At 41.7% G+C, this 25,693-nt stretch carries 19 protein-coding genes; 5 read left to right on the top strand and 14 right to left on the bottom strand.

From position 1 onward, the window contains the following. Window positions 1-2: 2 nt before the first annotated feature. The 5 genes from GTH32_RS04735 to GTH32_RS04715 form a co-directional block, all read right to left on the bottom strand. On the bottom strand, window positions 3-734 hold the full coding sequence (locus GTH32_RS04735; protein ID WP_163084093.1) for an MmcB family DNA repair protein: 732 nt from the start codon (window positions 732-734) through the stop codon (window positions 3-5). Window positions 735-821: 87 nt separating this feature from the next. Continuing rightward, a complete protein-coding gene (locus GTH32_RS04730) occupies window positions 822-2,465 on the bottom strand; it encodes a replication endonuclease (RefSeq protein WP_163084092.1) in 1,644 nt (547 codons plus the stop codon). Continuing rightward, window positions 2,452-2,736: a hypothetical protein gene (locus tag GTH32_RS04725; protein WP_163084091.1), complete on the bottom strand. Its 285-nt coding sequence runs from the start codon at window positions 2,734-2,736 to the stop codon at window positions 2,452-2,454. The genes GTH32_RS04730 and GTH32_RS04725 overlap by 14 nt, the downstream gene beginning before the upstream one ends. 271 nt (window positions 2,737-3,007) lie before the next feature. Beyond that, window positions 3,008-3,244 (bottom strand): helix-turn-helix transcriptional regulator, encoded by a 237-nt coding sequence (locus GTH32_RS04720; protein ID WP_163084090.1) that lies wholly within the window; start codon window positions 3,242-3,244, stop codon window positions 3,008-3,010. A gap of 82 nt (window positions 3,245-3,326) precedes the next feature. Beyond that, complete coding sequence (locus tag GTH32_RS04715) at window positions 3,327-4,118, bottom strand: hypothetical protein (RefSeq protein WP_163084089.1); 792 nt, start codon at window positions 4,116-4,118, stop codon at window positions 3,327-3,329. Between the two features lie 449 nt (window positions 4,119-4,567). Here GTH32_RS04715 and GTH32_RS04710 point away from each other — a divergent pair, with 449 nt between their 5' ends. Then, window positions 4,568-5,392, top strand: coding sequence for an HNH endonuclease (locus GTH32_RS04710; RefSeq protein WP_163084088.1), 825 nt, complete (start codon window positions 4,568-4,570; stop codon window positions 5,390-5,392). Next, window positions 5,389-5,982 (top strand): hypothetical protein, encoded by a 594-nt coding sequence (locus tag GTH32_RS04705; protein WP_163084087.1) that lies wholly within the window; start codon window positions 5,389-5,391, stop codon window positions 5,980-5,982. Before GTH32_RS04710 ends, GTH32_RS04705 begins: the two co-directional genes overlap by 4 nt. On the opposite strand, the gene GTH32_RS04700 is transcribed toward GTH32_RS04705, so the two are convergent. Beyond that, window positions 5,983-7,215, bottom strand: coding sequence for a tyrosine-type recombinase/integrase (locus tag GTH32_RS04700; RefSeq protein WP_163084086.1), 1,233 nt, complete (start codon window positions 7,213-7,215; stop codon window positions 5,983-5,985). Window positions 7,216-7,577: 362 nt separating this feature from the next. Here GTH32_RS04700 and GTH32_RS04695 point away from each other — a divergent pair, with 362 nt between their 5' ends. After that, window positions 7,578-7,973 carry an OsmC family protein gene (locus GTH32_RS04695; protein ID WP_163084085.1) on the top strand — a complete coding sequence of 132 codons (396 nt, stop codon included), beginning with the start codon at window positions 7,578-7,580 and terminating at the stop codon, window positions 7,971-7,973. A 202-nt stretch (window positions 7,974-8,175) separates the two neighbouring features. Here the strand turns inward: GTH32_RS04695 and GTH32_RS04690 are convergent, their stop codons facing one another. The 5 genes from GTH32_RS04690 to GTH32_RS04670 all read right to left on the bottom strand — a co-directional run bounded on the left by GTH32_RS04690 (window position 8,176) and on the right by GTH32_RS04670 (window position 17,553). Beyond that, entirely contained in the window at window positions 8,176-10,752 is a 2,577-nt protein-coding gene (locus tag GTH32_RS04690; protein WP_163084084.1) for a DEAD/DEAH box helicase, read from the bottom strand. 37 nt (window positions 10,753-10,789) lie between these two features. Further along, a complete protein-coding gene (locus GTH32_RS04685; protein ID WP_163084083.1) occupies window positions 10,790-11,401 on the bottom strand; it encodes a methyltransferase domain-containing protein in 612 nt (203 codons plus the stop codon). A 219-nt stretch (window positions 11,402-11,620) separates the two neighbouring features. Then, window positions 11,621-13,621 (bottom strand): sialate O-acetylesterase, encoded by a 2,001-nt coding sequence (locus tag GTH32_RS04680; RefSeq protein ID WP_163084082.1) that lies wholly within the window; start codon window positions 13,619-13,621, stop codon window positions 11,621-11,623. Beyond that, window positions 13,602-15,881, bottom strand: a complete 2,280-nt coding sequence (locus GTH32_RS04675; RefSeq protein ID WP_163084081.1) for an FAD-dependent oxidoreductase — start codon at window positions 15,879-15,881, stop codon at window positions 13,602-13,604. Before GTH32_RS04675 ends, GTH32_RS04680 begins: the two co-directional genes overlap by 20 nt. Window positions 15,882-15,903: 22 nt before the next feature. Then, window positions 15,904-17,553, bottom strand: coding sequence for a sodium:solute symporter family protein (locus tag GTH32_RS04670; RefSeq protein ID WP_163084080.1), 1,650 nt, complete (start codon window positions 17,551-17,553; stop codon window positions 15,904-15,906). Window positions 17,554-17,980: 427 nt separating this feature from the next. On the opposite strand from GTH32_RS04670, the gene GTH32_RS04665 reads away from it, so the two are divergent. Beyond that, the gene (locus GTH32_RS04665) at window positions 17,981-20,614 is read left to right on the top strand and encodes a TonB-dependent receptor (protein ID WP_163084079.1); all 2,634 of its coding nucleotides are present in this window, start codon (window positions 17,981-17,983) and stop codon (window positions 20,612-20,614) included. 78 nt (window positions 20,615-20,692) lie between these two features. After that, window positions 20,693-21,466, top strand: a complete 774-nt coding sequence (locus tag GTH32_RS04660; protein ID WP_163084078.1) for an IclR family transcriptional regulator — start codon at window positions 20,693-20,695, stop codon at window positions 21,464-21,466. 14 nt (window positions 21,467-21,480) lie between these two features. Here GTH32_RS04660 and GTH32_RS04655 read toward each other — a convergent pair whose 3' ends face one another. From GTH32_RS04655 to GTH32_RS04645, 3 genes are all read right to left on the bottom strand, one after another. Continuing rightward, on the bottom strand, window positions 21,481-22,344 hold the full coding sequence (locus tag GTH32_RS04655; RefSeq protein ID WP_163084077.1) for an alpha/beta hydrolase: 864 nt from the start codon (window positions 22,342-22,344) through the stop codon (window positions 21,481-21,483). 121 nt (window positions 22,345-22,465) lie between these two features. Then, entirely contained in the window at window positions 22,466-24,169 is a 1,704-nt protein-coding gene (locus GTH32_RS04650) for a BNR-4 repeat-containing protein (protein WP_163084076.1), read from the bottom strand. A 367-nt stretch (window positions 24,170-24,536) separates the two neighbouring features. Next, on the bottom strand, window positions 24,537-25,457 hold the full coding sequence (locus GTH32_RS04645; protein ID WP_203565360.1) for a PEP-CTERM sorting domain-containing protein: 921 nt from the start codon (window positions 25,455-25,457) through the stop codon (window positions 24,537-24,539). Window positions 25,458-25,693: the final 236 nt, after the last annotated feature.

Here is a 25,693-nt window from a genome sequence, read left to right as displayed (position 1 = left end):
AATTACTGAGTATTTAGTATTTTGTGAAAATTTCCATTTTTTATCATGCTAGATACACTGTCATCTCTTGAAGCAGTTAGCTTTTTACATTCGGATTTCTTAAGCTCCATGATATCTAGTGGATAAATATTACTGTCAACATTAGCCCAAAAGCGATCTGAATGCTTAGTAAATCTTTTTTTCAATTGCTCTATAGCAGCTTCCCTGAGGGAATATAAAGGCAGCTTTGAAGCAAAATTTTCTAAGCTCTTTCTCTCCATTGAACTAGGCTTTACTCCGTTTTTTCTGACGAGGTGATACAGGTCTGTAGCTCGCATCATTTTTATAAAGCTACGACGGTCTCTTATCGGTTGTTTTCGACCACGTCGCATCGTTTTAATGCTGTTATTTTTAAGAACGAGAATTCCCTCACTTCTTGTGGCTATTTCTCTACTTCTTTCATAATGTTTTTCAGTCGTGAATACGTATATTTTATCAAAATACGCTGCATATTCTTCCAACTGTCCATCTAAGCGCTTCAAAGTGTCTAGCTCGCTTTTGATTTCAATACCTATCAACTCCCCATCTTTTACAAGAGCTAAATCTATTCTTCTTGATAAGCCAACGAAAGTTAACTCGTTTATTACGAGTGTTGAACTTGAAATGTAGCCAGATGAACGCCAATAATCCAGCAAGTATGCTTTCATCATTGATTCATCTACGATGACATTGTTCTTTATTTTTTGTGTATGCATATACAGCATTTTATATTATTTCTTCAATATTTTGAATAATGGTCAGTACACTTATTTACAGAACTCCAAGTAAAAGCATCTGAGCCGCTATGCGGCTCTAGTTCCACGGTTTTCAATACGCCATTCATGAATGCGAGTAATTACTTCTTTTTCCCCTAGCTTTACCCCTCGCAAAGAAATCGAGACGGCTTCATCGAAGTAAGTTTGTTTGAGTTCTCCGGTTTCTGTATCCACTTTTTCTTTATACAGTGGCCGTATGGGTTGGTCATCGCGCTTACAGAATACCCCACCCATCAAGGTTACGAATTCAGCCCACGCACCTTTATCTGCGGCGTCATGTATTTTTGAGAAGCTTTCGTTGTCACCTAATAACTCTTTTAGTCTTCTTAGCTCACGCCATACGGTCACTGAGCCTGCGCCTATTTGCTGAAACTGGCGTATACCCCAACAGCTAGCCCAAGCCTCTACACGTTGCGATGCTTCTATAGCGTTGCCGCCGTCAATATCACTGTCTAAGTTCGCACCGTTAACGTTCTTACTCACATACTTTGCTATGTAGCCTGTTGCGCTGCCTCTTGAGTAGTCAATATCTTTAAAGTCACAACGGTATTCTGCCGCGCCTGCTTCGTCACCATCTTCACGCAACGCATAGTGCTCGATAATTGCTTTGAACTGTTGTGCCTGCTCTTGCTGGACAAATATAAGCATGTGCCAATGAGGTGTTCCATCATGTTGTGGTTCAGCAATACGAAAGCCGTATACTTTAATTTCTTTTCGGTTCAGTTCTGCACGTACTAGCGCCCACATTTCATTCAAGTATTGCTGTGCGTCGTATGGTGTTGAGCCATCCCATTTCGGGTTTGGGTCGCCTGTTTTTCCATAGGTGTTATGAAAACGGGAAGGGCAGGTAATCGTTACGAAGAGCGATTTATGGTTATTCCCTTTAGCTATTTTTTCATAGCCTGCCATTCGCGTCATAAGCTCATTTTTTCGATTAACGGGGTTTGATACGTTTTTATCCGATAATTCAGCAAGTGAAAATGACTCGTTGTTCTCGTTAACGATAACGAGATTCTCTAGCATTTTTCGTTGAAGGTCTTTTTGGATTAGTCGATATTCAACAGTGTAATCACTACAGTATTTCCCCTTACGACTGTTAACTTGCCCTAAGTGAATCAATACTGCTTCTCGTTTACGGGCTATTACTTTTCGTAGCTTTCTAAGCCACCAGTATTTATCCTGCATTCGCTTCAATGCGCCCGTTAACGTAACGGATTTTGAAACCTCTGGTGGGGTGATACCAAACCCGTTAACGAGTTCAGCACTAAGATCATAAAGCGCCAAATTCCCGTTAACGGGATTACTCCCCGTTACGTTACGGGTATCACTGTTTTCAAGTGAATAGTATTCAAATCGCTTGCAGCGTTGTGAATTATTTTCGGCCAACTCTCGAAGTTCATCCTCTCCAGCACTGAAATAAGAAACTAACTTCTCTGGAAGCAAATCATCTATTTTATTTACAGTATTTCGTAAATAGGTATTTGCATTAAAAGGCTTGTCGAATGTTTTGTATCGCTTAATAAGAATACGCTGTATTTCTGTTGGCAAATGCGAAATTGTCTGTTTAACGAACAAACGATTTTCAACATCTAGTGAATGATAGAAGCTATCTGAATCACTACTTATATGATTTAGTGCGTTTGCGATAGGGGACTCTTTAAAACGTTTCATTTGAGCTCTCCATATTCGCAACTAATTCTAAACCCCGTTTAGTAACTTCCACTTTCGACCATCGCAAGCCATAAACATATTCCTCTCGAGAAGGTTTTAAAAACCCGTACTTGAGCAAGGAATTCATAACGAGTTTATTGAATTTGGTAGGCTTCCCTTTTGGGAAAGCCGTTTTACCTAATTGGTTACCAATAGACGTACACAGTTCAACAGTACCGCCATTAACGAAAAATTTAAGCATTTCGGTTTGAGAAGGGCTTAATTTGCTCATAGATCTTGCCCCGAATGGAATACGTAACGACCGTGAGCAGAAATCGTATATTTAATATACTTTTTATTAGCAACTACGAAGCGTGACTTAACAACGTAGCCGTGATTGCAAAAGTGGTTAAGTACCTTTTTATTGCAAGCCCATGGTTTATAATCTGAAAACTTTAACTCACCTTGTTCGTCGTTCGGGGCAATACACTCAAAAATGCTATGGTTATCGTTTAAATAAAGCAGAGATGCGATTTTTGCTTCTTCCCATGCATATGGATTCATTACATCACCCCCTTATCTTGATAAAGGTGTGTGCGACGAACAAAGCTTTCTAGCCAAGCATCAAGATCTTCTCGAAGATAACGAACGGCGCGACCAATTTTTATGAAGGGTGGGGCGGGAGTGCGGTTTTCACGGTTCCCATCCATGCGCGCTTGGCGCAGGAAAGAACGGCTCATGCAGATGTATTGTGACGCTTCTTTTTCTGTTAGCGCCCTACTTTGGGTTTGATTGTTCATGGCTTTTCCTTGTTTTACTTACAGATACAAGGCAAAACTAATCTTCCCACTTTTCCCGGGAAGTTAGCCGGGAACAATTAATTTACTTTTTTACTTCTGCGAAAATATTAAGGAAACGCTTTTTAGACATTCGGTACTCTTGTTGACCTGCTTTTCCCCAGATGATCTCGTCCCTATTCATTTCTATCAGGATACTGAGTGGGTCAGTAGCGTCATTGTCCATTCGGAAGTTATCCAGTATGAGGCGGTATAGTTTTGAACCGCCTAGTTCAGGGTGTTCTTTCTGTATTAATTTTATTTGCTCCTTCATCAAGTGTTCTCGGCTATCTGCCTTTCCAGTGTTGATGCCTAGTTGTAACTTGCACCATTCAACGAGCTCATTCTTCAGTACTAAATCATCGAACTCGATAGTCACTCCATTCGGTAGCGGCGTATTTGGTTCGTGTATCATATCTCTATTGGTTTCATTTATAAGAATGGCATCGCACTTTGAAAGGTCTAAATCAGCTATTCGGGAAACATAGTCAATTTCGAATCTTTCATTGAGTAATTGTTTAAGTAACTCTCTAGAGCATGACTCTAATAATTGAATACCCTTGATACTGTTCAGAGTTGCTGTATGAACGACAACTGACTTACCTTTCAAAAGAATACTTTTGTCACGTAAAGACAATTCAACAACGCCGTTATAACTCACAACACCGCGTATAATTTTTTTCAGACTTTTAGGAATTCTCTCGGCAAGAATAAAGTAGTTGGCATAACTGAATATGTTTAATGGAACGTTGGTGTTCTCACATAGATATTGAAAGTCGTATTTATCAAAGCTGAACTTAGTAGCTAGCTCTGGCATCCTGTAGTAGCGCTTTTGCATAGTATTTAAGTAACCTCCATTTGTCTTACTTACTGTACGGAGAGCCCCTTGTTCTTAGAGCTATTACGTTGCTTTTTGAGCTGACGTAGCTCTCGCTTTAAACGCTCGCCTTCTTGATTGGTATAACCAGCTCTCATTTTACTTTTAATAATGTCGATACGTTTCTCAATGCTTTGGCACTTGTATTTTGACGGTTCGAATTCATAGCTTGCATGAGAAGGTATTGAACTGAAGTGCAACGAAATGGTTATTAGAAACTTGTACACAATTCATCCTTGATTTGTTTGGTTTTCACAGGATAGCCGGAATAGATTTATCGAAAGCATTGAGCTTTCATACGTGGTTATAGAAATTAATATATAAATTTTTATTTACGTACTGTCACGACGAGTGGTAGCCTTAAGTGCATAATTTCTCAAAAGAAATAGTGAAACAAGTAAGGATGCTTGATGTTTGTAGTAGGCAAGGAATATAACCGCAGATCAGAGATTCACGATGTATATGGGGGCCAAGCCCAAGGTGGAATCTCTACTCCCAAAAACCACCCTTTCATTTTTATCTTCACATCTGATAGCGGTGCGCAGCACGGATACCGAGACGAATATATAGATGGCCTCTTTTGGTACACAGGAGAAGGGCAAGTTGGTGACATGCAGATGATTAAAGGTAACAAAGCCATTCTTAATCATTCTGAAGAGCGTAAAACTATCCACTTATTCGAATATACGCGAAAAGCACATGTCAGATATGTAGGCGAAGCTGAATGTTTAGGGTACGAAACCCAAATTCGCCCCGACTCTAATGGGAATCATAGAAATGCATTCGTCTTTCAGCTTGATATAAATTCTTCCATAAATGTTGAGTATACGGCTCCCAATGGCCCTGCTTTGACAGTCGAAGAGCGAAAGAAAACCAAAAATAAAAACACAAAACGACTTGATGAGCTGAGGCGAGCTGCATTGGCAGTGCCCGAAACAAAAGATAGAAAAGAAAAGCAAAGAAATGCCTACCAACGTGCAGAAGCTATCAAAAAATACGTGTTAGCGAGAGCAAATGGAATATGTGAAGGATGTGAAAAACCTGCGCCATTTCGTACTTCAAAAGGACCTTATTTAGAGTGTCATCACCTACACCGCCTGGCGGACGGTGGACCAGACCATCCAAGAAATGTAATTGCGCTTTGCCCTAATTGTCACAGAGCGGCGCATTATTCAAAAAACGCAAAAAAAATTAATGAAGAAATGGTTCTAAAAATTAACGGGATAGAAAAATGACCAACGAAAATCAAGATATTAAAATTAGTGAGATTGCAAGGTGTTTTGGGATAGGGCTTGCTATTATTGCCTTTGCGATAGTTACAATTCTGATAGCTACGGACTATTATCACGATACTGGATTGGCAGTAGCTTACCAATGGATATCTATAGCTTTATTATTAGTTGTTGTTGCTGGACCCGGATTTACCTTTTATCGCGCTATGGAGAAGGTAAAGAACGAGGACGTCGAGGAATTTTTAACTGGCTTGCAAAACCATAAAGGAGAGCCATTGAGGTATCCTACAGTATCTTCTTTTTTCGGAGATATGGCTTTGATTGGCCTTTTCTTCTCAAAAATCGGTGAAGTTCACGAGAAAACAAACAAAGCAATAATTAATCTCTTTGAAAACGACGGAATTAATCTTATAGAGCTTGCTTTGTTGTCGATCGTAGTTGTTATTTTTCTATTTTTGACGGTGTTTGTTTCCTCTATACTTGCGTCCACAACCGCAAAGCTATTCATTACAGTTCGAGACAAGTCTTCGCCTAAGTACGTCTTTGCAACTTTTTTCGGAGGTTTAGGAGTTATTATAATTAGTTGTCTCTAGTTATAGTAAGTTTACAGCCCTAGCTTTATGCTCAGGTGCCAAATGAGAGTACCTGAGTGTCATATCTAGCGAACCATGCCCTAACAATTCTCGTGTAGTGTTTAGGTCTACACCAGCCATTACTAATTTGCTAGCGAAGTGGTGGCGTAGGTCATGAAAGCGGAAATCTTTAATTTTTGCGGCCTCTAAGATCGCTGACCACGCTTTTTTGAAATCTTTTAGTGGTTGCCCTTCCTCGCCTTCAAAAACCCAATGCAGGCTTCTACAGTCGCTTTTCCAGTTTGTCAGCGCTGACTTAGCTTTTTGGTTGAGTGGAATATGTCTCGTTTTACCGCTTTTTGCATTCGCGGCAATTACTGATAGGAACTCTCGCTCTAGGTTTACGTTTTGCCATGTTAGTGAGAGCAGTTCACCTTTTCGCATGCCTGTATTCATCGCCAAAATGACCAGCGGTTCTAAGTAGTCTGCAAAGGTTCGTTCGCTCAAATCAGGTAAAGGGGGGTAGCCGCGTTCTTCTCTATGCTTATTACCGCTTTCCCTTTCTCGCTTAATTCTGAAATCTCGCGCTGAGAGTGCTTTTTTCAACCGTTCTTCTTCATCAAAGCTCAAGTAGCGAATACGACTATTATCTTCACTTAATGGTTTGATCTTTCGTAAGTCGTGGCTGGATATTACTTCCCAATCAACGGCTCTACTCATTACCGATTTCAATGTGGTAAACCGTCTGTTGATAGTGGCGTTACTTTTCTTCTGAGTAAGCATTTCAGTACGCAGTTTTTCAAGTAACGAAGCGTTAATGTCGCGTAATTGCATGGGGAGTAGGTTGGGAAAGTTTACTTTTAAGTTTTTAAGCTCACGTTCACCAGACTTTGGGTATTTGGCTATGTACCACTTTTCAAACTCTAAATCGATGAAGGCTTGAAGGGTGGTAAGCCTTGCGAGTTTTTCTTTCGCTTTTAACTCTTTTTTGTTTTCATGAGGGTCAACCCCTTGAACAATAGACGCACTTGCCATTTTTGCAGCATCACGCGCTTGCGCTGGAGTAATTTCAGGGTGAGTACCTAGCTTAACATTTTGCTGTTTTCCATTATGGCGATAAAACAGAAAGTAGGTAATTCTACCTTTCGGTGTAATGCGCGCATGAAAGCCCGATAACTCACTATCATTTAGTCTTTTATCGTCAGGTTTTAGGGCATTAATGCTGCTGTTAGTAATCTTCTTTCTGATAGCCATAACCAAAATATGTAGCAAATATGTAGCAGAGTGAGTGATATTGGGTGAGTTTACATGAACCAGTATGAACAAACTATGAATTTATATATACATTATAAATCAATGGCTTAATGTTTTAATTTAGTGTTTTTCGGTTCATTATGGTTCACTGAAAAACACTCAAAAACTTGGCTCCGGAGGCAAAGGTCATAGGTTCGAATCCTATCGGGTGCGCCATTTTTAGAACATAGCCCTATACAAACCGCATCACCTATTAGGTAGCAAACAACGTAATACTGTCATAAATAAACTTGACGCCGCTGAGTATTCCTTTCACGATTGATATAACGTTTATAAAGTTAAGTGAAGGCGAGGGCAGGCCGATGAAAATAGATATCGCGCTTTTAGAAGGGCAAAAACTACAAGCGAGCTTTGGCAAGCACCAGATAATCAGTGATCAAAGCGTATCTGCAGGCGGCGATGAGTCTTATCCTGAGCCATTCGATTACTTTTTGGCCAGCATGCCGTTATGCGCCGCTTTTTATATTCGCAAATTTTGTGAAGCCAGAGACATCAGCACCGAGGGGATCACCCTTAGCCAAGAGCACAGCACTATTGGTGAAGATAAGTTTCGTAAAGCTTTTTCAATTAAAGTCAGCTTGCCTAAAGACTTTCCCGAAAAATACAAAAAAGCCGTTTTAGCTGCCGCCAACAGTTGTACAGTAAAAAAAGTGGTACAGGCAATGCCAGAGTTTAATATTCAAATTGAAGAAGAATAGACTGGTGAATTTGAACTAGTGATTTTAGTTAAAGCCGCTATTATATTTGGGTAATAACCGAAATAGACCGATCAGGTTAGGCATAATAATGTAACAACGGCAAAGCACTTGCGACTCTACAGTAGATTTTCTTAGCGGCTTAACTGAATCAGTTCGAACAACTGTAGCGCAATGGGTATTTGGGTTTAAACGAAAACACTACTCAAATGTCATCGAATGTAGCCTCCGTGAACTCTCCGGCTTTGATATGTTTATTGAAATAGTCTTTACCATCTGTTCGCATTTGCTTCTTAATTGCGTTTATATCACCGCTTTTGAATTTATCCCACAGCACAGCGTCGAAGGCAATTTTGTCTAAGTCTTTGGCATGATACATAAAACATTTACGTTCGAACTTCTCGAAAGGGTTTTGTAAAATGCTTTTGGTTATTGCAGGAATATCATCTAAAAATGTTTCGTTGTTGAGAGGGCTTTTCGGTTTTTCTGCTTGGCCGTAATTGTTGAGTAGTCGCTTATAAAAGGCCTGATAGTCCCTACGCAATAAAGATAAGCTAACCTCTCCAGTTTTATCTACGTGTTTGAGCATTAGCAGTAAAAATACTATTTTGAATGAAAATGTATAATCACGTTGTTCTAAGAATTCAAAGAAGTCATCTCTGCGTGTTGCTTCGCTTCGTCGTTTTAGGTTCTTCTCACTACGTATTTCATCTACTCTATTTTGCTTATAATAGTTGAGCATATGAGTCCCGAAAGGTAACTGCTTATCGGGTATCACGCTTTGTTTTTTTACCCAGCTTTTCACAGTCCCGGTTGATACAAAAAGCTCTCGAGCCAGTTGTTCATCGTTCAAATAATCACCAAGTTCATCTTCAAAATTAAACAGCTTTATGGGTTGCAGCTTCCGCTCCTGCTCATAAAGGTGGTCAAGTATGACTTCTTCACCTATCACTGCTTCATTTGGATTAAATATGTCAGCAAAGGGTTTGTAGTTATTAACCCTGAACATGCTGTGTAGGCTCCATGGTTGTAGTGCTGGACCATAGCTATCCACTACGTCTATGGCGTATAGCGCTTCTTTACCCGGATGATTACGTGTGCCTCTGCCTAGTTGTTGCATGTACAGCACTTTGGACATGGTCGGTCTTGCCATCACGACAATTGAAGTGTTGGGTGCATCCCACCCCTCATTTAATAGATCACAGGCGCATAGAAATCGTACTTTACCTGACTTGTAACTCTTTAAGCCTTCTCTGCTACTAGCGGAAACGGCTTCAGCACTTATTGCATGCTTATTAAGTAGGTTGGCCAGCCGAGTCGCATGTTTTACGTCTACGCAGAAGATAACACCTTGTAAGTCAGCTAATGATCGCCCCGTTTTGATATCTCGTTGAGAGAAGTACTTTGAAATCATATCCACAATTAGCTGATCACGAGAAGGGAGGATTACATTTTTGTTTAGGTCGCTTTTTACAAACTCTTTTCCGTTAAATCTAACTTGAGAAAAATCTATATTACTTTCAAGGCGAAAGGCTCGGATGGGAGGCAATAGCTTCTGTTTTATTGCCTCTTCAAGTGTCATGTTTAGTTTATAGCGCCCAAATATTTCCGCGAGATCCTTTTTATCCAAGCGTCTGTCGGTTGCCGTGCAGCCGAGTAATGTACGGGGCGCGAAGTGTTCCAGTACTCGCCTAAGGCCTTGTGCAGGTGCATGGTGCGCTTCATCTACTACTATGTAATCGAAGTGGTTTTTGGGAAGTGATGCAAATTTACGCTGTATCGCTTGTGTCGTTTGCACAATTACGTCCGCGTTAAAATCGAATATATCGGTTGCCACTTTTAAAGATGGGTTTCGCTCTAAAAAGCGTGCCTTCGTTTGTTCTCGCAAATCTTTAAAGGGTACGATAACCAACGCTCTACTCGCATAGCCCAATTGTTTTTGAACACAGTGATCAGCGATAAATACTTCGGTTTTTCCGGTGCCCGTGGGAAGTACTAATAAAAACGTACTTTTACCTTCTTCACGTCCTTTTTCCATATCAGCAAGCGCTTCTTTCTGATGCTTATAGAGTGAAAAGCTAACATCTCTAAACTGGTTTGCTGGAGGTTGAGCACAAAAATTGTTTTCTGGCCCAAAATAAAGCCGTATTTGGTCAGCAAACTTTTTCTCATCTGCCATTCCTGCGTTTGACCAACGATATACTTTTATCCCATCCTTCATGAGGGAGTTTTGTTTTAACAGTTGTGATTGGTAGCGATTTTTACCTATGAGCAAAGGGTGGTGGTAAGTCTCGCCATTTAATTCAATGGCTATTTCTCCCTTCGTTGTTTTTAGTATGTAGTCTACGTATCTACTTTTCCCCAATAAGTCTACGTACTGGTATTCTCGCTCCAGCGCGTGAAGGAACTTCGAACCGTATACCTGCTCAAATAAGCTTTCGAAGTTATATTCTGGCCGCGTCGGGTCGGTTTCGGTAACCTGTCTATCTGCACCAAATTGCCGAAAGTCGTATTCATCACCCACGTCATTTAAAATAGCGTCAGCTAGTTCTATGTCTTTTTGTTCCTCGTTATCCATGAACCTATATAGACGCTCAAATTTATGCATAAGCATATTTTGCCAGCCGGTATACTCTTTATAGTCATACATGGGTTTGTTACTACCGTACAGTTGCGTATCGACTATAACGGCAACTTGCTGTTCGCTATCACTAAATAAGTAGGAGGTGAATTGCGAATCGACGAGCGTGAAACCATTCTTCTTAAGGTAGTTAAACAACATTATTCACTATTTCCAGCATAGAATACTTCGAACGAGGTCATTCTCTACCCTTTGGCATTAACTCTACCGTTACCCACTCAACATTGGCTCGCTTCAACCCATCTTTACTGGGAACAGGGTCTAGGTTACGTGCATCCAAGCCATTCTCACTGGCTAACTTCTCCAGTTCCGCATAGCTTACAGGGTACATGGGGCGTGCTTCGTCATTTGGACCGAAACGTAGGCTAATATATATTCTGCCAGTCGCAGAAAGTAACTCTGCTAAGCGTTTTATGGCCTGCGGTCGTTCCCCTTCTGGAAGATGCATCCAAACGGCTGAAAGTAAGATAAGGTCGAAGTTATCGCTTGTGCAGGGTAAAGACGAGAGGTTTGGTAAGCTGGCATTACACCAAGTTATGTTGGGTGAAGTATCTTTTTTTGCAAGTTCTAGTAAATGAGATGCAGGCTCTGCAGCAACAACCTGCCACCCTTTAGATGCAAGCCATCTAGCATCACGGCCGCTGCCTGCGCCTACATCTAATGCATTGGTAGGTGTGCAGTTTTCTAGAAAGGTGTGCCATTGTGCATGCACACTTTCTGCGTCTACCGAGTTGTAAAGCGAAAAGTAGTGCTGCGCGTGGTCGCTATAATGCTTAATTGTTGATGTCACGTTTAAAAATCCGTTTTTAACTTCTCTTTACAATATCGTATGAATGTTTACTAAGGCAATAATATTGCTTAACCCACCCTGTATTAGATTAAGTCGAGTCTACTTCAGTTAAGCAATTTGAGGTTGTCACTATCCTTTCACCACTTCAACTGTAATCCAATTCGCATCACCAACCGCCACCCCTTCTTTGCTAGGAGCCTGCCTTTGAAATCATCGATATTACTCGACCCCAGTATTACATCGATGTTTTACTGGCAACTTGGCTGGGTACGCTGGTAAGCGATTATTGTTCGTTAAATTTGCGCGGTTTGGATTACTTTGCCATGCGTAGGTAATAGTTTTTATCTTGTTAGCATCTTTTACGTGTAAAATTATAGAAGTTGGTTCTAGCTCTCCCTCTACCCATTGATAGTCAATGTCATTTTCACTAATTGCAAAACCCTGCACTTTATCATCTGGATTAGATAATTCGAGTTGAGAAGATTCACTGTGTACTCTTATTTCAAAATCGCTCACTCTTTCTGCACACGTTAATACTGGCCCCTGATATGAAAAACCAGGTTTGTTGTAGACTTCTTTTAAAGCTGCAAATGCCAAGCGCTGACCCACAGCGGCTTTATTTTTAGGATGGATGTCATTCCACTCTCCTAAATCTATTGCCGTTATCATTGCCGTATTATCCAATGTTAACCCGTTCGCTTGTGCGGCTCGAATGTTTGCCCAGCCTGCAATACTAGGATCTGTCTGCGCTGCCATATAATTAGCTAATTGCACATATAGAAAAGGCAATGTTGGCTGAGAAAATAATGCGCGCCATTGCGTAATCATGGCAGGAAATAAACGTCGGTATACCATGGGGGCTTCGGCATTACTTTCCCCTTGGTACCAAATTACTCCTTTAAGCTGCGTGTTTGCCAGTGGGGCCAGCATAGCATTATAAAGGCCTGAGGGCTGTTCGTTTATTTTGAACGCCGGGCTTGGTATAGGTGTGTTCATTCGGTGGCCCACCCGATAGCGCCAAAGGCCACCTAATGGAATCAATGAATTATTAAACCTCAAGTGGTAGGGTTTCGACGGCACAAAACCGGCTTGTCCATCGGAGCGATGTGACACAACTCGTACCGTAATTTGATTTAATCCGGTTTTGAGCAAACCTGGAGTTAACGAATAAATACGCTGGGGGTATTGATAGCGAGTGCTACCCACCTGGGCCCCATTTACATATACTTCATCTTGATCTACGATGCGACCAAGAACGAGGTTAGCTGCCTTATTAGCTTGCTCGGCGGTAACCCAAAATGTTCGCCTAAACCACATACTGCCGCTAAAGGCTTCTTGTCCTTGGCTGGTCCAAAATCCAGGTACGGTAAGTTGGGCCCATTGGCTATCATCAAAATTTTCTGTGAACCAGTTATGCTGAAATCCCAAATCTTCGAAAGCCAGCTTTTCTTGCCACTGCTGGTAGCGTGTTTCATCGAGTTGGCGTAATTGCTCAATGTTATATGGCTCTTTATTGCGTTTAAGTAAACGAACTTCGTTTGGGTAGGCGGTTAGCGCGCTTTCGCTCATCCACGCTTGAATGCGCGCGCCAGCAAATGCATTGTTGATAATGGCAATAGGTATACCCGTGTGAGCATACACATGTTTCGCAAAAAAGTACCCAACAGCAGAAAATTCCTGTAGGTCTTTTCCCTTTGCAATTGTCCAATGTCCATTGGCGATAGCCGCTAAAGGGCCACTATAAGCCGCATTACGCTCTACCCTAAACTGACGAATTTGGTCAAAGTCAACTGAGCGTATCTCTGCCTCATAGTCACTGCCCAGAGTACCGAGCGTATACTCCATATTAGATTGACCTGAGGCGAGCCATATATCGCCGAAAAGTACATTGTTTAGCTCAATCCATTGGCTGGAGGTACGTATGCCTAATTTGTGAGGGCCGCCCGCTGTCTGTGCTGGTAAAGTAAGACTCCAAGGGCCTTCTTGTACTTCAGCAGCATGCAATTTTACCCCGTCCATATAAATCTCTATGGTTTCAGGTTTGTCAGAATAACCCTGTACGTTATTAGGCTTATCACGTTGCAAGACCATGTCATCTGCATACTGTGGTAAGAGAGTAACGGTGGCTTTAACGGGCAATACAGCAATAAAGGCGAGAATATTTAATGTAAAATATAAGCTCGCCTGCGCTGTAAAACGTTTATTTGACGATGATTTCATAAATTGCAATTGGGCAATCTTTATGTGCTTGCCAAAGTTTAATCCTCAGGGCATCGGTAGTAATAGGCGCGGAAAACCTACACTCAACTACTGCCTGATGGTTATCATGCTTTTCGTATACGACATTGCCCTTATCATCTAAAACCTCAAAGCGCTCAACACAAAACGGCACCCGGTCTTCAGGGTGGCCATAAAGAGAGGATTCAAGCGCATGATCAAAGTCTGCATCAAAATGCAAAATAACTTTGTTAACACGCTGAGGCTGCTGCCATTGAAGTGTTAATTCTGCTTCTTTATGTTCTGTATCCGCACACCAAACGTTGCTGCGCTGATAGGGGCGTGTATAGCCATTTGTAAGGTTAGATAGATTAAAGCAATCTAGTGAAGGCGTGATTGATAAAGCGATATTGTGACCGCCTGGTCGCCTTTCTGGAGTCCAAAATTCAAATTCATCAACGCCTTTGTCACCGTCTACCGTTTGCTTCCCATTATTAGACACTGCCTTGTTTACCCCATTAAATACAGAAACTAGGGATGAAACACGGCGAGTTGTACAGGCAATCTCGATGTCAGGGTTCGCCAAAAAGCACAACAGCGCATACTGGTCTTCTGCTAAGGTTTCAGTGAACTTAATATCCAGCCGATGCTCGCCTGCATCTAATTGATAGTGTTGCTGTTCGAGAATAACTTCAGGGGTATAGTTGGTGACTTTTTCACTGTGACGTAATTGGGCGCAAAGTGTGGTGGACTTTGCGGCTCGTACGGTAACCGTGAAGTGGTACGCTGTGTTCTGGCTCAAGGGCAACCATTGACCCGTCGAAATTACCAGTGGTCGCCATGGGCCATCGCATGGAAGTTCACTTAGGAGCAGTTGGCTTGATGCACTTATGTTCGCCTTACTTGCCAGATTAAACTCGGGTCGCAATGGCACATTCGGTATAAAGTGCCCCTTCTCATTAAGATTTTGCTGCAATTGCGTTATATGAGAGGCTTGTAGTAAATCAGCGGTAGAGCAGTTGTGGTGCAGACAATATGCAACAGCTTCACCTACCGCATGCCCGCCGTGCCCGCACGTTGCCATAACGCGAGTAGAGCCAAACGCAATATGAGATGAACTGATAATACGGCCTGCAAAAAAAAGGTTATCAATATCTTTACTGATAAATGCGCCTAATGGGATTTGGTAAACCCCTTTACTGTGATATTGCCTGCAGGGCGGTTTATCACTGTAAACGCCATCGCCAGGATGGTGATCAATTGCCCACCCACCGTAGGAAACAGCATCGTCTACATTACGCTGTTCTACGATATCCTGTTGGGTAATAAATGAATGACCAACAAACCGACGACTTTCGCGTTTACCGGGAATGGTACCCACCCACTCTAACGTGAGGTTATCGACGTTTTCAAAGTTGCCACTGTTTTTAATGTAGTCCCATATACCGTAAACCACTTTCCACAATTGCCATTTAATTTCCTCTGACTCGTCAATGGTTTCACTATTCCCCCCATACTCAAGCCACCATAAGCGCGGCCCGACATCCTGACTTCGTATACGCTTCATTCTATCTTCGGTCATGCCATCGATTGATGCAAATGAAGGTGCTACGTATTTAACGGGCTTACCTGCATCTTTACTGTAGAAATATATCGAGTGCCCTAGTAGCTCTTTTTCTGGTTCTTCTGGCGCCATTTTTTCTGAAAACTCGTTTTTTGCTTCTGCGCCCATACGAAACTCTGCGCCTGCCTGAAATGCGACTATTCCATCGCCTGAGGCATCACAAAAGTAACTGCCCAACAGGTTATAAAACTTACTATTTTGTGAGCAAAAACCTTCTACAGAGGAGATGTTATTTTCGGCATTCTTGTTGGTGGCATGTATTGAAGTATTGAGCAATAAGGTAATGTTTTTTTCTTCCACCACCTTTTCAAGTAGAATTGTATCGAAAATTAATGCATTGCCTTCTTTATTTCGAAATAAGTTTTCTAATAACAACTCACCAATTATCCCCCCTTCACGAGACCAGCGATTGTTGTTTCCCATGTGGGAGGTTGCGCCTAATACCCAAAGACGAACTTCGCTAGACGCGTTTCCACCTAGCACAGGACGGTCCTGCACTAATGTTACCTTCACGCCAGCGCGAGCTGCCGATATGGCACAGCAAACACCCGCCACTCCTCCTCCAACAACGACTAGGTCGGACTTTATTGTTTCCACGGTAGAAGATCTGCCCGCTGGTTCGCTCAATTCGTGATACATGATTGCGTACTCCTAAATTATTTTATCTTTTAAACAACAGCCACAGCGAAGGCAGGGCAATGCTAATTCCAACAATAAACGTTTCTGTATTAGCTGATTGGGATACAGCGCTTAAAATGATCAGTAGAATGCCTATAGCTAGCACCCCAATCATAAGAACCTTTTTGCTGTAATCATTGTCAGTGGTTTGTACTTCACTATTTTCTTGCTGTTCCCCGCTGTTGCTCAATTGATAGGTGCGATAGTTATCGTAATCTGGGTTTACATTTCGATGTCTAGCGTAGTAAATTTCAAACCCAGTGAGCAGTACTACTGGGATAACAACACCTAACATCATTTCCCACTCTCTACTTAGCGATAGCCCAATTAAAGTGGGGGCCAAAAACTTGAAGAAAGCGTTCAGTAGCAAGCTAAAAAAAGTGGTTAAGAGCAAACTTTTACCAGTTTGGCGTTTAGAAAAAATTGCCCATATAGGGGGTAAGTAAAGCGATGCGCCGGTAAGAGCTGCAACGCTAAGAACGACTTCAACAATGCCTCCCATGCTTTGTACTGCAACCGCTACAGCTATTGCCAAAAAACCGAAAACAAAGGTTGATATTCTTGCAGCCCTCATTAAATGCTGAGAGGGATAGTTAGGTTTGAACGACTTCAATAGGTCATTAGTAAACACACCTGCTGCGATGTTAATTGCTGTATTCACAGAGCTTGCGGTCGCAAAAACCATGGCCGCAAGTATCAGCCCTAGCAAACCTTCAGGTAGCACTAATTTGCTCATAAGCAAATACGCTTCTTCGGATTCGGTACCAGATAAATCGGGATTAATGACTCGATATATCATAGGAGGGAGCATCCAAATGATTGGCGCTATTAAATATAAGCAGCCAAAAAGTAAACCTACTTTGCGGGCTTCTCGTGGGTTGGCCACACTGGTATAACGTTGCACGTACGCCCAGTTACCACCAATGAAAACAGTGTTGTAGATTAAAAATGCTACGAGAAATAGCCAACTGTAGTTTTCATTCTGCAGTGCAAGAAAGCCTTGCGGTAGTTTATTGAGGAAGGTATTTACCCCACCCACTTCACCAAACGCCAAAGGGATCATGATGAGCACGGCTGCACTAAGCACGACAAATTGTAAGACGTCGGTCACTAATACAGCCCAAAGACCACCTACCGTGGTGTAAGCAATAACGAACAACCCTAAAACCAAGATAGCCTGATTTAAAGGAATGCCGGTAGACACCTCTATAATCTTGCCTACTGGATAAAGAAATGCACCCGCAGTAAACAAATTGATAAACAAAAAAGCACAAGAATAAACTTTTTGTACCGATTTACCGGCACGTCGCGTGAGGAAATCAGCAACGGTCAAGGCCCGCGTTTTGTTCCACGCTGGGGCGATGATGCAACCAATAATGATACCCGCCACCGCCATGGTCGACTGAATAATAACTGCCACCACACCGTCGCTATAAGCGATAGAGCCCCACACTACAAAGGTGCCTACGGAAAAAAAGCTCATAAAAAGAGAAAGGCCGCTTATCCACCAAGGCACCGCGCCGCCAGCAGCAAAAAAAGACGCCATGCTTTTACCACTGCGCGAGAACATTAATCCGAGGAATAAAATAATTAACGAAAATGCAATAGCAACATAATAATCAAATTGGTTCATAACGATTCTTTTAAACGATTGAAGTCGAAGACCCCAATAATAACGACAATACGCTGCGATCAGAGAGTTAACAGTTTAACCTTCGCGGCATAACGATATATTGTGGTTAATCATAATTGTATTGATACCACTCAATTAGGATGAATAATGTATCACTAATAGAAACATGTCAATGTGAACTTGTTGTTAATTTGTATTATTTAATAACCTGTTGTTTTGCACTTGGTTATTACAATCGCTCGGACAATATGGATATTATTCATTACAACCCTCTAGCGTTAACAAAATGTTTAAAATGTAAATAAATAAAATCAAAAGGTCTTGTAATGTGTCTATAATAGATTTATAAGTGTTTTAGGTATACGGGCACACGTAATGACCAAGATTATTCTTGCAAGTGTGATGTCTTATTAATCAAGGGGGCACAATGAACAATTTTAAAAGACACAATTTAAAGCGAAATAGCATAGCTACAGCAATAATCACTATGGGTACTGTAGCTTTGACATTGTCGAGCTACGCACACGCTCAACAAGATGAAAAGAACGATGAAGATGTAGAGCTTATCCAGGTAACAGGCATAAGAAGTCAGCTGACTCAAGCCGTCGCCACTAAACGAGACAGCGTCCAGTTTGTAGATGCAATTTCTGCAGATGATATGGGAAAACTTCCAGATACTAATGTCGCTGAGTCACTACAAAGGGTTTCAGGCGTACAATTGGAGCGAGGAATTGGAGAAGGCAGCACAATCTCCATTCGAGGCTTAAGTCAAAATGTAATTTTGGTTAATGGTCGCCAAGTGACTACAGCAGGGGGGCGCGGCGATAAAGGGCCAGATACGTTGGAGTCTTCGTCATACAGTATGTTATCCCTTATACCCTCTAGTTTAGTTTCTAGCTTAGAGGTATCTAAGCTACCCGGCGCAAAAGAAATTGAAGGCGCGTTGGGGGGGATTGTCAATATTAAGACTCGCCGCCCATTAGACAACGATGGCCAGAAAATCGTTGCCAGCGTTACTGGTTCCTATAATGATTTGTCCTCGGACAACGGTACCGAAGCATCTATATATTATTCAAATAGTTTTTTAGAAAATACTTTAGGTATACAGGTGGCTGCCTCAAAAGCCAGTTTGGTATTTCAAGAAGAAGGGCTTAATACGTTCTCTGGTTATAGTTATGATACCTCGGTAACTGCCGACCCGAATGACGAAACATTGGTTTTTAATGATATTCGATATTGGGAAATCAATGATAAACGAGAAAGGACCGGTTTGAATGCCATGATACAATGGCAACCCACTGATACATTAGACTTATATATCGATAGCTTCTATAGCAAAGTAGATTCAGATCGTGACCGATTCTGGACAGGATTTTGGACATGTTGTGGCTATGATAATACCGAAATTTCCGATAATGGCGTGCTAACGTCAGCCAGTGTAAATAGACCGGTACAGACTAATACCGAATTTGCTCCCGCCTTTACGGAGTTTACGAGTACCGCAATTGGTTTTAAGTGGTATAGCGACGATTGGGAGGTTAATGGAGAGCTTGCTTACACAGATTCAACGTCTAATTCGCAACAAGATTTCATGCGTTTCCAAACTGCAGAAGCAGCAGAAGTGGATTTCAATCTGTTAGCCGGTGATGATGCGCCAGATATTATTTTTGGAGGGGCAGATTTAACCTCGCCAGAAGGGCTTAATCTAGCCATTATTTATGATAATACGGCTCATGATGAAACCACCGATACAGCAGTGAGGTTAGACTTCACTCGATATTTCGATAGTGATTTCTTCACGTCAGTAGAGTTTGGTGCCCGGGCAAATTCGCTAGAAACCGATCATGATTATGTCGCCAGAGCAATGACTCCCAATTTTGCGATAACTGCGCTTCCCCAAATTTACACCATGTACAGCAACAGTAACTTTTTCTCTGGTGATGGTCCGGCTGTTAACGAGCAATATTTGGTAGTGGACAAAAGTAAGTGGCAGGGATGTACCACACTAAGCGAGTTTTATGACGCCGCACAAACTGCAGAATGTGCAACCACACATGACCTTTCACCTTCTTATGATATCGCTGAAGATCTATTGGCCTTTTATACCCAAGCAAACTTTTCAAGTGAATGGGGTGGCTATGACATCACTGGTAATTTTGGTGTGCGCTATGTGCAGAGAGATTTAACATCTAAAGGTCATTCTGAAGATGTGGCTACCGGCGCTGCAACACCATTTACAACCGACGTTTCACACTCAGAGCTTTTACCTTCTGCGGTGCTCAAAATGGATTTGACTGATGATGTTGTATTACGGTTTGGGGCTGCGCGTACGCTAACCTTTCCCAATACGTCCGATTTAAGTAGCGGTATTTTTGTAAGGGGAGATTATACAGCTAGCGGCGGTAACCCCGAGTTAGATCCCTTTGTTATCAATCAGCTAGACTTTTCTGCTGAATGGTATTTCGGTGAAAGTAGTATTTTATCCACCGGTGTATTTTATAAAGATGTAGAGTCTTTCATTGTTAATACAATTCAACCCCGAGACTTGCCCAACTATAGTCAGCAAGTATTTGTTGAACAACCAATCAATGGTGAAAGCGGGACCATCCAAGGTTTAGAAGTGTTGTACCAGCAAGCGTTTACTTCACTACCAGGTTTTTTTGAAAACACAGGTATTATGGCAACTTACTCATATATAGACAGTGAGACGCCATTTGAAGATGGTCGTGGGAATAGTTTGCCTATCCCTGGTTTGTCAGAAAATAACATCAATATGGTGCTCTATTATGAAATTGAATCCTTTGGTGTGAGGTTGGCTTACAACTGGCGAGATGAGTACTTAAGTCATTTAGGGGCAGGAGATAACGGCGTATTTTACAAGAGTTATCAAGATTTAGCGGCTACCGCGAACTATAAAATTAACGACAATGTTAGCCTAAACTTTCAAGCTGTTAATCTGCTGGATACCAGACAAAAGCAATATGCTGCTTATGAAGAAGCGATACAACGTAATGTTGAGTTCGGAACTACATATAAATTGTCTGTTTCAGTTAACTACTAATGTAACAGAAGAGAGCCGCTTCCATCCTATGAAAGTGTGACCGTATTTTTAGTACGGTCTCGCTTTCTTTTATGTAAAATGGCCTTAACAAAAATAAACGTAAAAAGTCGATCATGTTCAAGTCTCAAAAAACACGGTAGCCAGTTAAACCATAGTCTTATTGAGGGAATAAATGTTTTACAAGGCTTAGCTTCATTTGAACGTCCAGTGGGATGTCGTGAATTAGCGCGCTTTTTGGAGCTGGACACAACACGAGTAAACCGCTTGCTGCGAACGTTAGACTATATTGGCTTAGTGCAAAAAAATAATGACCGTAAGTATGTCACAGGCCCAGCGATGTTGGTTTTGGCTGCGCAAGGTTTATGCGCTTCAGGTGTAACCACAAAAGCTATTAAGCCATTAGAAGAGCTAAAGAAATATGGGTTAGTAGTGGCCATGGGCGTGCTATGGCACGATAAAGTGACTTATCTTTATCACTCTCTACCTGATATGGGGGAAGAAAGTCCGTTGGGTCGCCTGGGGTATTTCCCCGCAACAGAATGCGGGACGGGTATCTCTTTATTGTCAGAGCTCGAAGAAGAGGAAGTGCGAGGTTTATATCAAGATCGCGATATTCCGGGGTTTCCAGAAGGTATTGAAAGTTTATTGAGTTCACTGAGACAATTCCGCGAGCAAGGTTATGTGAAGATGCAAACACATTATAAAACCCACTTACCACATCATTCAGTTACTATAGCAGTTAATGTGAAAGGCAATATGCACAGTTCTATTGCGCTTTCTGGTTGGATCCCAGAAGAAGCTACAGAAGAATTAGTTACGTTATTAAAAAATAAAGCCAAAGAAATTGAATAATACTACGTCAATTCTTAACGTATAAAATCATAAAGCTTCAGCCACATTTTTAATGTCTCAAACCAAGTATACTGGTGGTACATACCGAAGCCATGCCCTCCATGGGGGAGTGTCAAAAGTTGTACAGGCACCTGTGATTTCCTTAGCGCTTGATAATACCTTATAGAATTCTCAACAGGTACGTGGCTATCATCATTAGCATGTAAAATGAAGGCTGGAGGAGAATCCTCGGTTACCTGCATGTCGTTTGAGAAATACCGAATATCTGCCGCACTAACCTGTTCGCCTAATAGTAATGTCTTAGATTGTATATGCGTAATAGCTGGATCCATGCTGATCACGGGGTATATCAAAATTTGAAATGCTGGCTTAAGTAGCTTGGGGACAGTGTTTCGTGGTACTGGTCGGTTATAGTGTACCGCAGCGCTTGAGGCTAAATGCCCGCCCGCAGAAAACCCCATTACTCCAATTTTCTCGGCATTAATTTGCCAATTAGTCGCTTGGGTATTAATAATGTGCAGGGCCTGTTGTATATCTTGCAAAGGCCCCATCTTGGGGTTGTCCATAGTAATAGTGGAGGGCGTTCGGTATTTAAGAACAAATGCACTAATACCCAATTTAACCAACTCCACAGCAATAGCATGGCCTTCTAAGTCTACAGATAGGCCTCGATAACCACCACCCGGACAAATTACTATCGCGCCGCCATTGTGCACTTTTGAACTAGGCCAATAAGCAGTTAATTGTGGTTGACTGACGTTTATTACAAAGCGTCCGGTAACATCTTGCGATTCGATAGACTCTTGATCAATAGCTTCTCTCGCACCGGGAATTGAGCGAGAATAAAGGGGGATGTTTTCACTTGTTTCTTTTGGCATCTCATTTCAACTTATTGCCGTAAATATGCCGACTGTAGCGTATATTCAATGAACTATTGTCGTACTTATCGTAGGTTATTAATTCTGCGATGATGGTACTTCCAAGTTTTCGAGAGGCATGCTATTCAAGCACAATTTTATCTATGGAGATTTTATACCCTGAACTACTGGGGTTTTTACCTTCCACTGTAAATCTTAATAATTTATCGCCCGCCGTGGCGACATTAATAGTTCCTAGTATCGTCATAGGCCAGCTTACTGCAGCGTTGTATTGATCCACTGATGTAGCAAAATCTGTCCCCTCATACCCAGATTTTGCTATGCCTCGAATGCTATGAGTTTTATAACTATACTTGACGGTGTAAGTTCCAACCTCGACATTGGGCAAGGTAAATTCGACCCAGTCATTTACCGTATTATCTTGCAACATGACGTACTTACCCTCACTAGCACTTACATCGGAAAGAATGCTCACCGTCGCCGTGTTAGTAAAGTACAAGTCCTCAGCTTCGTAAACAGTAGGAACAACAGGCTCTGGGATATCAGTTAGATCGCTATCAACGAACAACGCATATAACTTCCCCGAATTTGAATTCACCGAAGTAGGCGCTGACGCGTAAACAACATCTTCATTAGTATCTTTTACCTTAACATTTACCCGTTCAATAGATTTGTTTGGGGACAAAATATAAGACGCCCAAGCGCTACCGCCAGTTTTCTCTGCTACATGCAATTGCTTGTCGTTGCTTACAAAGTAGGCTCTTACGCGATCCCCAACAATCGTATGACCCAACGCAGCTATAGTATCTTGCGCGCTGTATATACTTGTTTTATCGACCCAACCTGTACCGTTCCAGCGAATACGAAAAACCTCGTAATCTCGCCCTCCACTGCTAATTTCATCGGTACGGAAGCGATATACGATACTAGGGCGGCCAGTGCTGCCCAACGCTAATTTGGCGGTCTGAATACCCTTACCTGTGTCTGCTGAAGTGAAAGACTCTCCACTTTCTAAACCTTGATAGAAAATATTGGGTGTTGATAGGCTTACTGGAGTACTTACTGTGTTGCCATCAACCGTTTTGAATAAACCCGTGTTTGGCTCGTACTTTAGGTAACTTCCGTAGTGCCTATCTGCTCGAGGATGGCCGTAAGCCCATTCCCAGATAATGTGCACATCCCCGTTGCTATCAACCACCAAATCATCTGGGTAAACTCGAGTATTAGTTTGGCTAGCGAACGTTCCTATGAAACTCCATTCATTAGTATTGTTATTCCAATAAAGTAGCTGGCCTTTACCTACATCTGACCCATTCGTGTCCCTCACTATCATATATATATCGCCATTTGGAGATGTAGCTGCAATAGGGTAGGTGTAAATTCCACCGACATTAATTATGTCATTGCGCCTTAGCAAATTATTAATATCAGTAGGGCTTGATGAGCGAAAATATCGCCAACTGTCATTGTGGTGGTCGGCAAAAACGTGGATGTCCCCATCCCCATCTACCGCTATCGTAGGTTGATCATGCCCGTTGTCATCACTGTGCTCCCAAATACTACCGTCAGCATTTTTTAAGAACCCCGATACCCAAACCCCTGACGAATTTCGTTTAGCTACTTTTACTTTATGTTTGCTATTTGATGAGCCAGGAGAATTAAAAGAAAAATATGAATCGCCATCATGTATCGCTAAAGGGATCCACCAACCTGCCTGATTACTTGAATCGACTCCTGCTACTTCTTCTATTGTTACACCTGCGAATACCGACTGAATAACAGATAGACAAAATACGCCAACAACTAGCCCACGTAATAATTGCATAGCTCACTCACTGTATCTATTAAAGATTTAACTCAATTTAAGCATTTAATTTACTTTTTAACAACAATATTGCGTATTTAAGCAGTTTATTATTGGTTTTATTCATGTGTAAAGGCGGATAATCCGGTATTCGTGAGTTGGCAGCTAAGTATTACAACAGAAGGTTTTTCGAAGTTGTTTATTTGCGAGAGCTTCTTGTATCTATTTAAGATACGTTAAGTGGGGGCTATAGCTTTTTGATTGGATGAGATGCTGTACCCACTCATAGCCCAGTGATTGAGGAATATTCAAAGCTTTTGTTCTAAATCTACATTCCTTTGAGTAAAAAATGGTAATAAATAGAAGAGAGTATTGCTCCGCTCAGTATTTACATAGCTGAACAACGTTTTGGCTGTTGTGAGAATTTAGGTTTAGAAAGCGAGGAGGGCGTTAGTCTTTTGTCTTTAATAAGTTGTTCGAAAGCGGCTTGTTGCAACATCTTAATTTGATGTTGAGACATGCCAAGTTCAAAACCTGAACATTCATTTTCACCTAGAGAGCGTGGGTCTAAACCCGTTAGGTTTCCGAACGCCATTAAAGCATGCAAATAATATCCGTATGCACTTGCATGGTAATAGTCCCACGTCCACAAACTAACTTTACCAAATTCAATGCCATCGTAGGGGTTCGTATCGGCAATTCCTAATTTCATTGCTTGAGTCCAAGCCTCGCCTACAGCATTTACTGCTGTAACATAAGGAGACTGCGCTGCTAGGTTATAGCCTGCTCTAACGTCGAGTGCCATTTTTTCTATTGGCGTACCAGACCATCGGCGGTCAGCTTTATAGATTAAATCTGGTCGAGACCAAGTTGCGGTAATATAGACTTCTATATCTGGATTTAAACCATGCAAAAATTCTGACAGGTTCGCCGTTGATTTAATTAATGACTCAGGGTCACCAGGATTTTCTTTATCCAGCGTACTATAACTGTGCATGAGCACTTGATCCCAAGACTGTGAGCCAATGACATCCAATTCGTTATTTAAGTGGTAATTAAAATCGCTACCGCCATGCGTTTCTAGATATACATCGTAATTTAGACCCGCTTGCACAGTAAAAGATTTAAAAAGAGCAGGAACGCCACCGATTCCTTCATTATTTAGGTCAGTAACTGACTTCGCCCGATAGTATTTAACTGGCGAACCATAGCCGAATGTAAAGCTGTTTCCTATAAACAGAACCTTAGTTTCTGCGAAAACAAGGTTGGGGTTGAGAATCAGTATAAGTGCTACAATTTTTCTAATCATACGAAGCATCTTTTTCTCTTCTATTCTCTTTTTATGTTCGTTGAAAGAGGATAGCCAGTTAACTATTCTTTCACAACGTAAAGATCTACACCTGTAGTAGCACCATCGCCTTCAATAACAACTTGAAAGGCTAATAACGCGGCATTACGATGTTGCTATTACTCTTTGCATCAGCCTGCTTTAATCTTACTGCTTCACAGCCCATTACGGGGGCGCTGTTATTTTTATTAAATCAG

It is taken from the genome of Alteromonas profundi (assembly GCF_010500865.1).
In the GTDB taxonomy this organism is placed as follows: domain Bacteria; phylum Pseudomonadota; class Gammaproteobacteria; order Enterobacterales; family Alteromonadaceae; genus Alteromonas; species Alteromonas profundi.
The sequence above is the reverse complement of the archived record's forward strand: the minus strand, read 5'-3'. Positions and strand labels throughout refer to the sequence as shown.

Bases quoted from the DNA above. Each gene is read 5' to 3' on its own strand.
- GTH32_RS04735 (WP_163084093.1), bottom strand. From the start codon at position 734: ATGCATACACAAAAAATAAAGAACAATGTCATCGTAGATGAATCAATG.
- GTH32_RS04730 (WP_163084092.1), bottom strand. From the start codon at position 2,465: ATGAAACGTTTTAAAGAGTCCCCTATCGCAAACGCACTAAATCATATA.
- GTH32_RS04725 (WP_163084091.1), bottom strand. From the start codon at position 2,736: ATGAGCAAATTAAGCCCTTCTCAAACCGAAATGCTTAAATTTTTCGTT.
- GTH32_RS04720 (WP_163084090.1), bottom strand. From the start codon at position 3,244: ATGAACAATCAAACCCAAAGTAGGGCGCTAACAGAAAAAGAAGCGTCA.
- GTH32_RS04715 (WP_163084089.1), bottom strand. From the start codon at position 4,118: ATGCAAAAGCGCTACTACAGGATGCCAGAGCTAGCTACTAAGTTCAGC.
- GTH32_RS04710 (WP_163084088.1), top strand. From the start codon at position 4,568: ATGTTTGTAGTAGGCAAGGAATATAACCGCAGATCAGAGATTCACGAT.
- GTH32_RS04705 (WP_163084087.1), top strand. From the start codon at position 5,389: ATGACCAACGAAAATCAAGATATTAAAATTAGTGAGATTGCAAGGTGT.
- GTH32_RS04700 (WP_163084086.1), bottom strand. From the start codon at position 7,215: ATGGCTATCAGAAAGAAGATTACTAACAGCAGCATTAATGCCCTAAAA.
- GTH32_RS04695 (WP_163084085.1), top strand. From the start codon at position 7,578: ATGAAAATAGATATCGCGCTTTTAGAAGGGCAAAAACTACAAGCGAGC.
- GTH32_RS04690 (WP_163084084.1), bottom strand. From the start codon at position 10,752: ATGTTGTTTAACTACCTTAAGAAGAATGGTTTCACGCTCGTCGATTCG.
- GTH32_RS04680 (WP_163084082.1), bottom strand. From the start codon at position 13,621: ATGAAATCATCGTCAAATAAACGTTTTACAGCGCAGGCGAGCTTATAT.
- GTH32_RS04675 (WP_163084081.1), bottom strand. From the start codon at position 15,881: ATGTATCACGAATTGAGCGAACCAGCGGGCAGATCTTCTACCGTGGAA.
- GTH32_RS04670 (WP_163084080.1), bottom strand. From the start codon at position 17,553: ATGAACCAATTTGATTATTATGTTGCTATTGCATTTTCGTTAATTATT.
- GTH32_RS04665 (WP_163084079.1), top strand. From the start codon at position 17,981: ATGAACAATTTTAAAAGACACAATTTAAAGCGAAATAGCATAGCTACA.
- GTH32_RS04660 (WP_163084078.1), top strand. From the start codon at position 20,693: ATGGCCTTAACAAAAATAAACGTAAAAAGTCGATCATGTTCAAGTCTC.
- GTH32_RS04655 (WP_163084077.1), bottom strand. From the start codon at position 22,344: ATGCCAAAAGAAACAAGTGAAAACATCCCCCTTTATTCTCGCTCAATT.
- GTH32_RS04650 (WP_163084076.1), bottom strand. From the start codon at position 24,169: ATGCAATTATTACGTGGGCTAGTTGTTGGCGTATTTTGTCTATCTGTT.
- GTH32_RS04645 (WP_203565360.1), bottom strand. From the start codon at position 25,457: ATGATTAGAAAAATTGTAGCACTTATACTGATTCTCAACCCCAACCTT.